The sequence below is a fragment of the Flavobacterium sp. KY-23415 genome (assembly GCF_055384985.1).
In genome coordinates this window covers 18,232-32,507 of sequence record NZ_AP044001.1, presented here as the reverse complement: position 1 = coordinate 32,507, position 14,276 = coordinate 18,232, and the positions used below count along the sequence as shown (strand labels likewise).

The 14,276-nt window shown below is 26.9% G+C and carries 15 protein-coding genes; 13 read left to right on the top strand and 2 right to left on the bottom strand.

Going from position 1 to position 14,276, the window contains the following annotated elements; all coding sequences use genetic code 11:
- Positions 1-73: 73 nt before the first annotated feature.
- The 13 genes from ACZ49Z_RS00155 (at position 74) to ACZ49Z_RS00095 (ending at position 11,094) form a co-directional block, all read left to right on the top strand.
- Positions 74-841, top strand: a complete 768-nt coding sequence (locus ACZ49Z_RS00155) for a hypothetical protein (protein ID WP_464306186.1) — start codon at positions 74-76, stop codon at positions 839-841.
- 513 nt (positions 842-1,354) lie between these two features.
- Complete coding sequence (locus tag ACZ49Z_RS00150) at positions 1,355-1,993, top strand: hypothetical protein (protein WP_464306185.1); 639 nt, start codon at positions 1,355-1,357, stop codon at positions 1,991-1,993.
- A gap of 464 nt (positions 1,994-2,457) precedes the next feature.
- Positions 2,458-3,159: a hypothetical protein gene (locus ACZ49Z_RS00145; RefSeq protein WP_464306184.1), complete on the top strand. Its 702-nt coding sequence runs from the start codon at positions 2,458-2,460 to the stop codon at positions 3,157-3,159.
- Between the two features lie 428 nt (positions 3,160-3,587).
- Positions 3,588-4,073 carry a phosphoribosylaminoimidazolesuccinocarboxamide synthase gene (locus ACZ49Z_RS00140; protein ID WP_464306183.1) on the top strand — a complete coding sequence of 162 codons (486 nt, stop codon included), beginning with the start codon at positions 3,588-3,590 and terminating at the stop codon, positions 4,071-4,073.
- Position 4,074: 1 nt separating this feature from the next.
- Positions 4,075-4,404 carry a hypothetical protein gene (locus tag ACZ49Z_RS00135; RefSeq protein WP_464306182.1) on the top strand — a complete coding sequence of 110 codons (330 nt, stop codon included), beginning with the start codon at positions 4,075-4,077 and terminating at the stop codon, positions 4,402-4,404.
- Positions 4,405-4,614: 210 nt separating this feature from the next.
- Positions 4,615-5,403 (top strand): hypothetical protein, encoded by a 789-nt coding sequence (locus tag ACZ49Z_RS00130; RefSeq protein WP_464306181.1) that lies wholly within the window; start codon positions 4,615-4,617, stop codon positions 5,401-5,403.
- Between the two features lie 344 nt (positions 5,404-5,747).
- The gene (locus ACZ49Z_RS00125) at positions 5,748-6,077 is read left to right on the top strand and encodes a hypothetical protein (RefSeq protein WP_464306180.1); all 330 of its coding nucleotides are present in this window, start codon (positions 5,748-5,750) and stop codon (positions 6,075-6,077) included.
- A gap of 172 nt (positions 6,078-6,249) precedes the next feature.
- Positions 6,250-6,756: a hypothetical protein gene (locus tag ACZ49Z_RS00120; protein WP_464306179.1), complete on the top strand. Its 507-nt coding sequence runs from the start codon at positions 6,250-6,252 to the stop codon at positions 6,754-6,756.
- 157 nt (positions 6,757-6,913) lie between these two features.
- Entirely contained in the window at positions 6,914-7,726 is an 813-nt protein-coding gene (locus ACZ49Z_RS00115) for a hypothetical protein (protein WP_464306178.1), read from the top strand.
- A gap of 136 nt (positions 7,727-7,862) precedes the next feature.
- A complete protein-coding gene (locus tag ACZ49Z_RS00110; protein WP_464306177.1) occupies positions 7,863-8,444 on the top strand; it encodes a hypothetical protein in 582 nt (193 codons plus the stop codon).
- A gap of 158 nt (positions 8,445-8,602) precedes the next feature.
- Complete coding sequence (locus ACZ49Z_RS00105; RefSeq protein ID WP_464306176.1) at positions 8,603-9,277, top strand: DUF4919 domain-containing protein; 675 nt, start codon at positions 8,603-8,605, stop codon at positions 9,275-9,277.
- 269 nt (positions 9,278-9,546) lie between these two features.
- Complete coding sequence (locus ACZ49Z_RS00100; protein ID WP_464306175.1) at positions 9,547-10,290, top strand: hypothetical protein; 744 nt, start codon at positions 9,547-9,549, stop codon at positions 10,288-10,290.
- Between the two features lie 219 nt (positions 10,291-10,509).
- Positions 10,510-11,094, top strand: coding sequence for a hypothetical protein (locus tag ACZ49Z_RS00095; RefSeq protein ID WP_464306174.1), 585 nt, complete (start codon positions 10,510-10,512; stop codon positions 11,092-11,094).
- Between the two features lie 81 nt (positions 11,095-11,175).
- On the opposite strand, the gene ACZ49Z_RS00090 is transcribed toward ACZ49Z_RS00095, so the two are convergent.
- Complete coding sequence (locus ACZ49Z_RS00090) at positions 11,176-11,583, bottom strand: hypothetical protein (RefSeq protein ID WP_464306173.1); 408 nt, start codon at positions 11,581-11,583, stop codon at positions 11,176-11,178.
- Between the two features lie 501 nt (positions 11,584-12,084).
- The gene (locus ACZ49Z_RS00085; RefSeq protein ID WP_464306172.1) at positions 12,085-14,253 is read right to left on the bottom strand and encodes a peptidase domain-containing ABC transporter; all 2,169 of its coding nucleotides are present in this window, start codon (positions 14,251-14,253) and stop codon (positions 12,085-12,087) included.
- Positions 14,254-14,276: the final 23 nt, after the last annotated feature.

Below are 14,276 nucleotides of genomic sequence, written 5' to 3'. Positions count from 1 at the left end.
TGTTCGTGCTCCGCACGCAATGAAACTCTAGCTGTTGTGTGGTATTTTTTGAAAAATCGCTAAAAAAGACATTATGAAAAAAATCAAAATTTTATTTACATTAATAATTATTGCCTTATTCTTAAGTTGTGAAAAAGATGATGAACCAAATTTAATTCCAGCAGGAATTGAAACAAGAATTTCAGGAAACGTAACAAGTATAAATGGTGAAAGTTTATCCGATGTGGAAATTAAAATTGCTGAATATGTTGAAACTACAAGTGGTGGTTGTTTTTTTTGCCCTGCACAAGTAAATTATGACTATGAATTTAAACAATTTGTAAAAACTATAAATTTAAGCACAAACGGAAATTTTGATTTTACATTTACAACAAGTGGTAATGGTAACTTTTATAGATTATTTCTTGGTGACTTTCCTAATTATCCATTAAATGGACCTATTCCTTTCTTCGTTCAAAAAATTAATGATCCATTAGGAATAAATTTGACGCAACATGCAAATGATATGGCAATTATTGGAAAAGAATTTTCATTTAATCACGCTTTAAAAAAATTGTATTTGTGTGAAGTTAATTTGCAATTTAATCTGACTAATACATACCCAATCGAACCTTTTCATTTATTAACTTATCAGTTTAACAATGGAGAAATAAATACTTTTGCAAATCCTGTAACAATTAAACTATTTATCGATAAAGCAAACCCCCAAACTTTAATTCTAAAGAGAATTAGAGATAATGGAATAAGACAAAAAGCAGAATATATATTTCCAGCAAGTAATATTGAAAACACAACATTTCAGAATATAATAGTAAACGAAACAGACTTTGTAGATTATTAACATATTACATAATAACTAAGGTTTATTCATCAATTTTTATTGCTTTTTATTGGTATTCACCATCACTCCGTGGGTCGTTGTGTGGGAAGCACGAACACCCGAGCAAAGCGAACAGACGAAGTAATGAATTGTAATCACTGAACAAAAAAACACAAATAATAAAAGTGAAGTAAACCGTGGTTGAACGGAACCTATTATATTCCACCACTATGGGGTTTTCGTTATGTTTTTAGAAGGAATTTCAAGAGGCATGTGAGCCTCTTTTTTTTGGAGTAAAACCAAGGTGTTTTTTAAGTGTTTTTCCATCACTTTTGAGTATAAATTCCCTTACCCATAAAATTAACTTTTACAGGGATTGGGATTTTGGCTATTGCTGATGTATAATAAAAATTGCATTTAAAAAAGTTTTATAGTATAGCTTAAATCCGCTATTTTTACTTCAATTTATAACACAAAGTAAAATAAACGGAGGTTTTAAGACAAACTGACGTTACCTGTAATTTTGAAACAAAAATGATTGGATTAATATTTCTCTTTTTAATATTTGCAGGTGTCTATGGTTATGCCTTGAAATTTTGGAAAAACAATCCTTACAGATTTTCCGAACTTACATCTATAAAAATTAAATACTTACATTATTTTACGTTTACAATATTAATAATTTTAGCTTTTGTAGGTCTAACTTTAAGAGGAATTTGGACAAGCCGAATAATTATAATTGTGGCAATAATTTGTGGAATATTTTACAATTTGTTCGCTCAAAAAAGTGTCTTAAATAGATTTGAAAAGCAATATTTTAACTTTTTAAGTTTTTTCCCAATTGTCTTTTTTGGACTTGTATTAATTCCTATGATTGGTTTTATAGTTGTAGTTTCTTTGATAGGACAATTGTTTAGTCCAGTTAACAAAATATATTTCGAAGACGATAAAATCAGAATTCAAAATAGTTTTATTGGGGTAATGGCTCCACCAAGAGTACAAATTTATAAGAAAAATGGAATTTTTGAAGAAAAACACGATGATGTAAATTTTCATTATGAAGACATTGACTCTATTAAAGTGAACTATAAAAATGATTCTGTATATCTATATATTTGGAATGATTATAATGAACAACCAGAAAAACCAGAAGAGTTTATACTAAAATATTAAAAAAAACTACAGGTAACAGCTAAGGTTTATTCATCAATTTTTATTGTTTTTTATAGGTATTCATCTTCACTTCGTGGGTCGTTGTGCCCGAAGAGCTAACACTCGATCAAAGCGAACAGACGAAGTAATGAATTGTAATCACTGAACAAAAAAAACTATCGAATCAAATAGACTACTTATTCAGTGACTAACACCATTTTATACATCAAATTTGTTCAATTCATTTGCTGTTTTATTCAAGAACCATTAACGGATAATGATTGCAAAACAATAGAAATTTAGATACACGTAAGCATAAAAAACTTATAGCATATTAAAAGTCCTTTAGATGATTTGTAAACAAAAAATGATATATTTGAAAAAAATAAAATAGGATATTTATCATACATATACAACCATTTTTGGACGTATATGTATGACAAAGTCATACATATAAACGAGTTGTAACACATTTGAGAAAAAATATGAAAGATTTTATGTCACAAGCAAAAGGACTAACCAAGAATCCACTGGGAATTATAGCCTTATTTATTTCTTTAATATATGGTTTTGCCTGTTTAGTACTTGGATTTTCGAGTAGTAATTTAGATACAAATGAACGCATTTTACTTATATATTTTTTAATCGGTTTTCCCGTACTTATTCTAATTACTTTTATTTTTTTAGTTGTAAAACATCATAAAAAACTATACGCACCCTCAGACTATAAGGACGAAAAAAACTTTTTTAAGGGTTTCGAAAACCAACAACAAAAACCCGCTTTGAATGAGGAATCACAAACTGAAAGTATTGAATTACAGGTAAACAAAGACGACAAAAATAAAGCAATGTTGGACTTATTAAAATGGAGTTCTGGAAAAGGTTTATTTGCTCTATACGCAATAGATTTAGCTAAAAAGAACAATAAAGAATTTACATTCGAACAATTGGAGTCACATTCACCTTTTCTAACTAGAGATTATACGCACGGATTTTTAGTAGCATCATCATCAGCAGGTGCCTTTAGTTGGTCTGTAGACAATGATGAACCTTTATCTGTTGGAAAAGTACATCCAATTATTTCGGCTAACATAAAAAATGTTGTTTACAAATTAGCTGAAAAGGAAAAAGAAGACTCTGAATTTTTATATTCAGAATTGAAAAATATAGAAAACGCATTTGAATAAAATAACGTGTTACAACAGCTAAGGTTTCGTTGCGTGCGAAGCACGAACAATGAATTATAATCACTGAACACAAAAACACAAATAATAAAAGTGAAGTAAACCGTGGTTGAACGGAACCTATTATATTCCACCACTATGGGGTTTTCGTTATGTTTTTAGAAGGAATTTCAAGAGGCATGTGAGCCTCTTTTTTTTGGAGTAAAATTAAGTTGGTTTTTCCGTGTTTTTCCATCACTTTTGAGTATAAATTCCCTTACCCATAAAATTAACTTTCACAAGGATTGGAATTTTGGCTATTGCTGATGTATAATAAAAATTGCATTTAAAAAAGTTTTTTAGTGTAGCTTAAATCCGCTATTTTTACTTCAATTTATAACACAAAGTAAAATAAACGGAGGTTTTAAGACAAACTGACGTTAGCCTACATTATGGAAACCGAACAAAAATTTAAAACCAAAACTGGATTTTGTCACATTCTGACTGACAAGATTGTTCTGACTCGTGATGGAATTGTTGGAAATGTAGCGGAATTGACAACTGGAAATTACATTTACCGAATACTTGGAATTTATGGAATAATGTCAGTTGTCCTATTGTATGTGGTATACACAAAAATTGTGAAAGAAGACTGGATAGAATTCGCTATTTATTGTGGAATTGGAATTTATCTTGTGTATAGCTTAATTAAAAGCCTGAATTTGAGTGCAACGCCAATAATTGAGCTGAATAAAATAAAAAATGTGGAATTTAAACCTGCGAAAAAGTTTTTGACAAGAAGTTACTTTAAAGTGGACTTTGAGCAAAATGACGGAAAAATAAAAAGCAAATTAATTATGCTACCAGGTTCTATGAATGACGGAACGAACGAAACAGAAAAAGCAGTTGGAATAATGAAAAAAGCTGGACTGATTTAAAATGCAAGTTTCAAAATTAGCATACAATCCAAAATGGACAGCAATCCTAATCATTGGAATTTGTTTAACTGGAATGTTGATTGGGAATTATGTGCAGAAATATCGAATTTCCGAATATCGTTGGATTTATCAATATGGTAGTTATCTGAATTTAATAATGGTTTTTGGTTCACTTTGTTGGTCTTTAATTCATCCATTAATTGTGTGGTCTAACAGAAAACCTGAATGGAAAAAACATCTGATTTGGATACTTGTTGGTCTAACTCCGCTTATTTATTTCATATCAATGATGATAATTGCAGAAATTAGATTTGGAAATAAAATAACGTAGGCTAACAACGTGTATAGCTCATTGCTATTCAGTTGCTTAAACCAAATTTAAGGCATATTTGAAAAGTCGCCAAATTTTTAAATTTGACGATTTCCAAAAAGTAAAATAAATGGTAAAATTTAAAAATTTGGCTTGTGATTAAATCGAAAATTATTGCTAATTTGCACGCAACGAGCCATACACACAACCGTTAGCTACAATTTGAAAGGAATGATTGGACACATAGGAACAATATTTGTTTTAGAAAGTCTACCAAAAGGTGATATGAAAACTGGAAGCGAGATTTTCTACGATACTCTTGAAAAACATTACAAATATTATCCGGACATTGAAAATAAACTTACTTTACGTTTTTTTTCTATAAACAGCAGAACTGATTTTTTTGATTCGATAAATTATATAAGGCACAATTTAGCTGGACTTAAACTCGGAGTTATTATTCATTTTGAAATGCACGGAGGTAAAAATGCGGGTTTAGAATTAGCAAACGGAGAAAATATCGATTGGACTGAACTGACTGAATTTTTAACCTACGCAAATTTAACAACTTGTAATAAAATCTATCTATGCATGGCTACTTGTTATGGACGATGGATTTATAAAGCCGTAGATATCAAAATGACCAGCCCTTTTTGTGGATATTTATCAGCAAGTAAAGAATTAAAACCTGACAAAATTTTAGCGGATTACAGAATACTTTATGAAAGTTTATTACAAAATCATAATCTGATATTATCTTTTGAGGAATTGCAAAAACAAAACCCTGAATCTGACTTTTATTACAAAGACACCGATGCTGTTTTTAATGAGTTAATGGATTACGTTTTTTTAAATCCAGAGATTAAAAAGGAATTATTAGAAGGCTCAAAAAAAGATTTGGAACGTGCAGGAAGTAAAGATACTTACAGTGATTCAGAGATTGCAGAACTTTTAGAAAAGGTACAATCGGATTATAGAAAGTATCATTACCCAAAATTTGTTTTAAAAAACTGTAGCTAACAGCTAAGGTTTATTCATCAATTTTTATTGTTTTTTATAGGTATTCATCTTCACTCCGTGGGTCGTTGCGTGCGAAGCACGAACACCCGAGCAAAGCGAACAGACGAAGTAATGAATTATAATCACTGAACACAAAAAACAATACTAAAAGTGAAGTAAACCGTGGTAGAATCTTTCGACAAGCTTATAAATACTTGTCGATTACACTTTCATCACTATGGTATTTTAAAAAAAGTTTTTTAGTGTAGCTTAAATAAGCTATTTTTACTTTAAAATAGAATCTAAATTAATAAAACGAAGGTTTTTAGATGAACTGATGTTAGTCTACATTAAAACAAATCATAGTGGAAATTAATTACGAAAATATAATTGAACTTCTAAAGTTGGAATCTGACAAAATCATTGAAAAACTTCGAGTAAATAACACTTCAGAATTAGTAAATGAAAAAAGGAATATTGAAAATGGAATAAAATGGCTAAAAAAAGGAATGGAAAACCAAATAGACCCAAACTTGAATATAATTAGGATTCCTGAACAGATTACAAGAACATCATCTTCTGAATTTCGATTAATAGAAGACCATGAATCTGATGATAAAAAAAATTGGACTGTAGTTAAACTAAATAATGTTGAATTGCGACCAATATCAGGAGATTTCTTGATTATGAAATGAAATATAAATAACGTAACTAACAGTTAAGGCTTTGCCCTGTGTGTGCTTGAGATGAAAGTATGCTTTTGACGATTGGTAGCAATTTATTATTATTTTTTGAATATTAAAAAAAGTCTGATATAATCAGATCTATAAACATGTTAGCAATAATGCTTTATAAAAACGAGTTAAAATGAAAAGAATCAATTATTTACAAATTATTTTACACTTTATTGCTACCTGTTTTTTCATATTTTCATTTCAATTTTACGCTGCTATTTATAATATTAGAGTTTTAAAACTTATATCTGAAAATGGTGTTGAAAATGTTTTAAAAAATACTGAAGATTACGGTATAACAATTATAGACATGTGGAATTTTAACTCTAAAGCTTTCATTTCAAGTTTAATAGCAATTATTCTTGTATTTATAATTTCAATTTTGATTTCAGTAAAGAGAAAATGGTCTGTTTGGAATAGTCTTATCGTTTTAATTTTAAGTTTTTTTTTAAGTCACTTTGATTTTTTTGGTTTATATACTATTAAAAAATATTTTTCTCCTGGATACTTTATAGATGATTTGCTAATTAGTTTTTTGACTTCAGGTAGCTTTTTTTTAGCAATAGGATTTGTGATTTTATTTTCCAAATATTTAAATAGACTAATTGAGAATCAGAAATATAATTTAATTAAAAACTAAGTGAGGTAAAGCAATTTCTTATTTGCTTTAAACATAGTCCTAAATAAGTAGTAAAAGAGTTTGTTGTAAAAAATAATGAAGGTTTAGAGTTAATTATTTAATATATTTTGAAAAGTGCTAGTATATTGGGTAAATAAACAAGTTAGTAAACATTTTAATGAAAGATACTTTAAGAATGCTATTTGTAGTAGTTTTTACTACTGTTTTAAGTTGTAAAAACAATAATTTTAAAGAGAATAATTCAAATAATTTAGAAATTCCAACAATAATTGATACCTCTAATTTTAAATCAATAAAAAGGAATTCAACTTGGCTTGAGGTAGTAGAATATACTATTTTATATATGGGAGATAAAATGGATACAATTTATCCTATTTATAATAATATAGACTTTTATCCACCACCAAGTCCACCAACTTTACCCAATGAAAAAAATGAAGACTCTATTTATAAGAGTTTGAAGAAAAAAGATAGAAACATCAAAACCAATCCATATGTTTTAGATTATTTTGAAAACAAAGAATATAGATGGTATTATGATGCGCATATTAAAATTACTGTTGATACACTACAAAAAATAAAAAAAGAAAATACATTTACTAATGTTAATGTTAGTTTTTTTGATGCCTATCCAATAATTATTAAATCAAAGGAAAAAGATACAATAAAAGTTGGTTCTGGTAATAAGCTACCTATTGTACTAGAAGCTAAAGATTCAATTGGAAATTGGAAACCAATTGAAGAGCAATTCAAATACGGGTGTGGTACAGGACTAAATGGTATAATTCTACCACCAAAAACAATAATTGTATCTTCTGTAATGATTTATAAAGGAAATTTTAAAACAAAATTGAGGATTAAATTAGGCGAAAATTTTTCTAATGAGTTTAATGGAACAATAAATTACAGACAATTTGAGAGTATGTTTGATTCTAGTGGTAACTTTAAGAAGGCTTTTTTGAATGAGTAAAAATAAAAAATGTTAAACTATCAACAATTCTAGACAAAATGTAATGGTTTTCGAAAATCAAGCAAGGAGTTTTGTGCAAATACTCTTTTATCATAAATTTATGCATCTGCAAAAAGTAGCGATTGTTCACAGTATTATGAAAAAAGTAATTCAAATGTTATTTATTTTATTGTTATTTAGTTGTAAAACTAAAAAAGAGAATACCGAATCAACTGAATTTATTTGTGAAATTTTATCAGATACAACACACCTAAAAATTATTACTTCCAAAAATACATTAATTTCAAACTTTGATTGGACACCTAACTTATTATTAATTGATTTTAGTGAAGAGGGAAAAGAGATTAGTGATATAGATTATCTTTCTGAATTACTTGTGGAAGAGGATACTTTATTCATTACAAAACAATTTGAAGCAAAAAATAAAATTGAATTTGATTTATTAAAACAGAAAGGATTTAAAATATTTGATCTTTGTAAATATTCTTCAGAGAAATTAAGTATAGAAGAAATTAGGAATAAAGCTTCCGAACAAAACGTAGCAAATAAACTAAAAGAAAATAAAGATTACTTTTTGATGATAAAGAATCCAATTTTTAATAAAAGAAGAGACAAAGTATATTTAAGGGTAAATACTTTAGGTTCTGGAATTGAATACCTATTTGTTAAAGAAAAAGGTTGTTGGAATAAAACAAAAGTTGGAATGTGGATTGAATAAAATCATTGTGAAACAGCTGTTAAATTCTATAGTTTTGTTTTGGATTTCTTGGTAGAAAACAGCATGATTTTTATAAGGTTTCTCTATATTTGCTAAAGTTGTTTTTAATTTTTTTTACTAAAATTTTGCTGCAACATTAACACTATTTATCAACTAATATGAAGCAATATATAATTTTAATATTTTCCTTATTTGTTTTTGATTTTTCTTTTGCGCAAGATGAAATACGTATAAACTTCGACGAGATAAAATCTAGAGTTGAAGATATAAACTCACAAAGCTATTATCCGAAACTTTTGAAAAGATTTAATGACTTTGATACCACATTAACCTTAGAAGAAAACGCCTTAATTTATTACGGTTTTTCATTTCAAGAAGACTATTTAAAGAACAAACCAAGAGAAGAAAAACTAAATACATTTGCAGAAAACGAAGATTATGAAAATGTTGTTAAAGAAGCCAAAATGATTTTAGAAAAAAATCCTGTAAGTTTAAACGCAAATAATCAATTAGGATATGCATTATTTAAATTGGGAAAACCAGAAACTGAATGGAAAAGGTTTCAAAAAAGATATAGAGATATTAGAAAGGTAATTGCTTATGGTGGAAACGGTTTGAGCTGCGAAACTGCTTTTAAAGTGATTTATGTTTCTGATGAGTATAATATGATATATGATTATTTCAAAATATCAAAGATTACTCGTCAGCAATCATTCGGGTTGTGTGATAAATTTTTAAACGATGTAGGGGAATATTATAGAGCAACAGAAATTTATTTCGATGCTTCTAGGTCAATGATTAGACATGAAGAAATTATTAATAAACATAGGTGAGCCAATTTTAAATTATAGAAGTTTAAAAGTTAGATTTCAGCAATCGATTAAATTAGCACAAGAAAAAACAATAGTTTTTCATTGGAACGTATTAATTTTTAAAAAAACATTGCTGCATTTTTGATTCTTTCAAAATGCTTTATAAATCAAGGTTTTCAATAGTCTTTTTAATATTGTATAAACTTACTATTTCACTTTTGTAACAAACAAAATAAAAGATGTTTTATACGGACTGACGTTTCAATATCTTATAATTAAAAACAACAAAAATGAAACAAATTCTATTTCTATTATTGACGATTACACTTGTATCTTGTAAAAATAAAACTCAAGTAACTGTTAGAACTACATCGAATCTTGAAGACACAATAAAAGTTGAAAATTTAAAAAACAAAGTTTCAATAGATTTTAAAAAAAATAAGGACCTACTAGATATTGTTCTACTTTTGCCCGACAGTGTTTTTTCAAGTTGGGAGTGGAAAATAGAGGATAGAATGAAATGGTATAATGAAATAAAAGAAAATGATTATTACATAGATGAAAGTCCTGATTATTTTAATCAAAAATATTTTGAACCAAATAGAGCTGGTTTTTCAATTGTTGATGGTTTTTGGTCAATAAATATATATAAAACAGCTGAAAACTCATATATTGTTATTACGGATGATATTGTTGGAGATGGAAATTTTCTGTGTTTTTACGAAGTGAAATCTAACAGATTAAAAGAGTACTTAGATGAAAAAACTATCTTTTCGGACTTTAAAACACAATTGAAGAAAGAAGAAGGAAATGAAAATTGTGAAGAAAAATTTAAGGAATTGGACGATCCAATTTTCGAGTTTGATTTCTCAAATAAAAATAAAATAGAAATTGGAAGTTCATGGTATTTGACAAAAGAAAATTATGAAGACTGTTTAATAGGAAATTCTATATTTTACAACTTTAATTCGGAAACAAAGAAATTTGAAATTGAGAAAATATATTGGAAACCAAAGAAAAAGAATAATGACTAACCACTATGGGTTTTGCTATTTCAAAACTTTTTCAAAGAATTTATAAAAAAAGTTTTTTTTGACTTTGTTTGTGTAGCACAATTCAGCTATTTTAATACAATTAAATTCAAGTTATAAATGATAATTTTTAGTACAACTTAAATTAAAATGCATGTTCAATTTAGTATCATTGAATAAGTTTATTTTATTATTGTAATCTTGATGTATAAACGAAACATAATGAGATATATCCTATTTTTTATATTATTATCTAATTGTATTGTAGCACAATCTACACGAAGAATTATTAAGGATTTTGATGGAGATTCCATAAAAGACACGGTTTATATTGATAGCGATACAAAGAAATTAGTGTGTTTATTATCTATACAGCACTTTAAAAAAATGGAAAGTCAAGGAATTCCAAGTTTAAATTTCGGAAATACCTTAGTCGAAACGAAGAAAGGTTTTGAGTTTTGGAATGATTATGGGCGTTCAGGGTTTATTAATGAGTTTTTGTATAATAAGGTAACAAATAAAATGCAACTCATAAAAATAACTCGAACGGATTATGATATTAGCTGGACAAAATATGGCGAAAAAGTAAAAGAGGGAAGTGGAAAATCGACTGTTGATCTTTTAACTAGTAATTATATTGGTAATTTTTATGCTGTTATTGATGAAAAACTGATAAAATTGCCATTAATTAATGAAAAAATAGTATTTCCAGAAACTACTATCGAAAATTTTAGTGATGCTATTTATTTTGATTTTGAAAAGAAATGTATCAGTTTGTATGAAGAACAAAAGGCTAAAATGAAATAATTTAAAGCTGTCCAAAATTAGTTTTGTCATAGCACTAAAATGATAAAATCTATTTTTGGACAGTTTTTTAATCAGAATGTTTTATTCCGACCAATATTTTAAAGTAGCAATAATCCAACCATCTGGAGTTTCGTTTGCTGGAATAACTTCTACAATTGCAGAAGAAGCACCATCAAAATAACCATCACGAGCATCAAATCTATAGGTTCCAACAGGAAGGTTCTCAAAAAGACCTACTTCATACATAGAGTCATAAAAAGTAGCTCCAGTATCTACATTTGTAGCACTATAACCAGGTAAGGTATTTGCGGGAACAGATTGCCCTGTTTGCCAATCTTCTAACTGAATGTACACGTCAAAACGTACTTCAGATGTTTTTTCAGTTTTAGCTGTTGATTTTGTTTCCATTTCTGTAATACTTTCCTCTGTTTCACAAGAAAATAAAACACAAAATGCTGAAAGCATTATTGCTTTTTGAAAGATTTTCATAATTTGTTTATTTGATTTATTATTAAGTATAAATTTACAAAATTTTTATTTGCTTAAAACTAAGTTTATGTTAAGCAATTGTTTCTTTAGATTTAAAATCATTTGTGTTTTTAAAGGTTATAATGTTTTTTAATATGTATATTTTATTTAGTATCAAATATAATTACTATCTGTAATTAGTATTTAAGGATTAAAAGAATAACTATAAATAGATTGCGAGTATGTGAGGAGTTTAATTTTGTTTTAAATATGTTCTGTTTAATAAAATTGTAACTAAGTTAGGTTTTTATGAGGGAAAGTTGTTAGTTAAAACTAAAAAGCAGTACTACAAAAAAAAGTAATTACTATTTTTCGTATTTTTTTCTTTAAAAGATCAATTTTATTGATAAAATAATATTTTAAAAGCAAAAATGATAGCTAGTACACTAAAAATAGATATGATAATACCTATTATTGTGAATTTATGAGAAATTTTGCCAAGTATGTCTTTATTGTTATTCATTATTCGCCTAGTTCTAATTGGTTTTTAATTAAGCTATAATACTTTCCTTTTAATTGAATTAATTCGTCATGCGTTCCTTTTTCAATTAGATTCCCTTCGTCTAATACAATTATTTGGTCAGCATTTTTAACAGTTGATAGTCGATGCGCTACAATTATCATTGTTTTGTTTTGAAAATAAGAGTCTATATTATTAACAATTATTTTTTCGTTTTCTGCGTCCAATGCATTAGTAGCTTCATCAAAAAATAAATAATCTGGATTTTTATATATAGCTCTAGCAATAAATATTCTTTGCTTTTGACCTTGACTTATTCCAATACCTTCTGCTCCAATAATAGTATTTTCTTTTAAAGGTAATCCATCTACAAATGATTTTATATTTGCTAATTCTAATGCTTTATTAAAATTATTTAAATCAGGATTATCTTCTAAGGTTATATTATATATTATAGTATCTGAGAAGATGACACTATCTTGAAGAATTACCCCGCATTTATTTCTCCATAGCTGGTTGTTTATTTGGTCTAATTCATATTTGCCAACTTTTACAATTCCATTTTTTTGTTTGTGAAATTTTAATAATAATTTTAAAAGAGATGTTTTTCCACTTCCGCTAACTCCAACAATAGCAGTTGTTTTGTTTTTGGGTATTATTAAATTGATATCTTTTAAAATAATTGTTTTGTTGTCGTAGGAGAAATTAATATTTTCTAATTGTATGTCTAAGATGCTATTTAATTCATTTATTTCTGATAAGTTCTCTTCATCTTTTTTGTTGTGTATTTCGTTTAGTCTTTCAAAACTTACTTTTACAAGTTGAAACTGTAAAACAAAATTAATAAATTGACTTATAGGACCATTTAGACCGCCAATTATGAACATAATTGAAAGCATTGTTCCAATTGTTAAATTTTCGTTCATAACAGCGATTGAAGCAAAAAAAATGACAAGAATAGTTTGGAAAAAATTTATGAATTTATAGCTTTCATATTTTTGGGTTATTTTTAATTTTTCTATATTATTGAAATATAATTTTTTTTGTATTTCTTGCCATTGTTTTGTTTTTTGATTCTCTAAGTTATTTAATTTTATTTCTTGAATAGATGAAATGAGTTCGTAGATTTTGTTTTGATCGTTTGATTGTAAAGCGAAGTTCTTATAGTCATTAATTCTAATTTTTTCTAAAAAACTAAATATCCATAAAAGTTCAATGACAGTACTAATTATAACAACTAAAAAGATGTTTAGGTTAAAATAGAATAAAATGGAAGAATATATAATAATACTAAAAAATGAAAAAACAGTTTGTATTAGATCTTGAGATAAAAATTCTTCTATTCTTTTGTGATCATGAATTCTTTGAATTAAATCGCCAATATTTTTTGAGTTGAAAAAACGTATAGGCAACTTCATGAGTTTAATTAGAAAATCTGAAATTATAGATAAACTTATTCTACTACTTATATGTATAAAAAGCCATGATCTATAAAATTGAAGGCCTATTCGACTTATGAAAATTATTATTTGTGCAATTAAAACAAGATATATGTAGTCAATATTTTGAAATTTTACTCCTTTATCAATTATTTTTTGTGTAAAAAAAGGAAATATGAGTTCAATACATGATGAAAGTAAAAGTGTTATGGAAATTAAATATAATTGAATTTTATGTTTTTTTAAATACTTAGTTACATAGTTTAAATTTACTTTTTGAGGTTGGTTATTTTCGACAGATTTATATATTTCATCTGTTGGTTCTAGTAATAGTATAATTCCTTCTTCTTTATTTTGTGTCCATCCTTTTAAGAATTCTTCTTTTCTATATATTGTTTTCCCAAAAGCAGGGTCAGCTACATATATTTTATTTTTTGTTACTTTATAAACAACAACATAATGATTTTGATTCCAAAAGAAGATAGCAGGGAGTGAAATGTTTTTAATTGCAGTTTCAAAATCTAATTTAACAATTAATGTTTCAAAGCCAATGTTCTTAGATGTTTTTTCTAAATCTGATATTGAAATGCCTTGTTTTAATAGATTTGCATCACTGATGATTTTATTATCAACTCCAAAATTATTATTATAATATTTACAAACCATTTTCAAACAAGCAAAACCACAGTCTTGGCTGTCCAATTGTTTTATAAAAGGGAATTTTTTAATCATTTTCTATGATGCAATTTTATTTT

Bases quoted from the DNA above. Each gene is read 5' to 3' on its own strand.
- ACZ49Z_RS00155 (WP_464306186.1), top strand. From the start codon at position 74: ATGAAAAAAATCAAAATTTTATTTACATTAATAATTATTGCCTTATTC.
- ACZ49Z_RS00150 (WP_464306185.1), top strand. From the start codon at position 1,355: ATGATTGGATTAATATTTCTCTTTTTAATATTTGCAGGTGTCTATGGT.
- ACZ49Z_RS00145 (WP_464306184.1), top strand. From the start codon at position 2,458: ATGAAAGATTTTATGTCACAAGCAAAAGGACTAACCAAGAATCCACTG.
- ACZ49Z_RS00140 (WP_464306183.1), top strand. From the start codon at position 3,588: ATGGAAACCGAACAAAAATTTAAAACCAAAACTGGATTTTGTCACATT.
- ACZ49Z_RS00135 (WP_464306182.1), top strand. From the start codon at position 4,075: ATGCAAGTTTCAAAATTAGCATACAATCCAAAATGGACAGCAATCCTA.
- ACZ49Z_RS00130 (WP_464306181.1), top strand. From the start codon at position 4,615: ATGATTGGACACATAGGAACAATATTTGTTTTAGAAAGTCTACCAAAA.
- ACZ49Z_RS00120 (WP_464306179.1), top strand. From the start codon at position 6,250: ATGAAAAGAATCAATTATTTACAAATTATTTTACACTTTATTGCTACC.
- ACZ49Z_RS00115 (WP_464306178.1), top strand. From the start codon at position 6,914: ATGAAAGATACTTTAAGAATGCTATTTGTAGTAGTTTTTACTACTGTT.
- ACZ49Z_RS00110 (WP_464306177.1), top strand. From the start codon at position 7,863: ATGAAAAAAGTAATTCAAATGTTATTTATTTTATTGTTATTTAGTTGT.
- ACZ49Z_RS00105 (WP_464306176.1), top strand. From the start codon at position 8,603: ATGAAGCAATATATAATTTTAATATTTTCCTTATTTGTTTTTGATTTT.
- ACZ49Z_RS00100 (WP_464306175.1), top strand. From the start codon at position 9,547: ATGAAACAAATTCTATTTCTATTATTGACGATTACACTTGTATCTTGT.
- ACZ49Z_RS00095 (WP_464306174.1), top strand. From the start codon at position 10,510: ATGAGATATATCCTATTTTTTATATTATTATCTAATTGTATTGTAGCA.
- ACZ49Z_RS00090 (WP_464306173.1), bottom strand. From the start codon at position 11,583: ATGAAAATCTTTCAAAAAGCAATAATGCTTTCAGCATTTTGTGTTTTA.
- ACZ49Z_RS00085 (WP_464306172.1), bottom strand. From the start codon at position 14,253: ATGATTAAAAAATTCCCTTTTATAAAACAATTGGACAGCCAAGACTGT.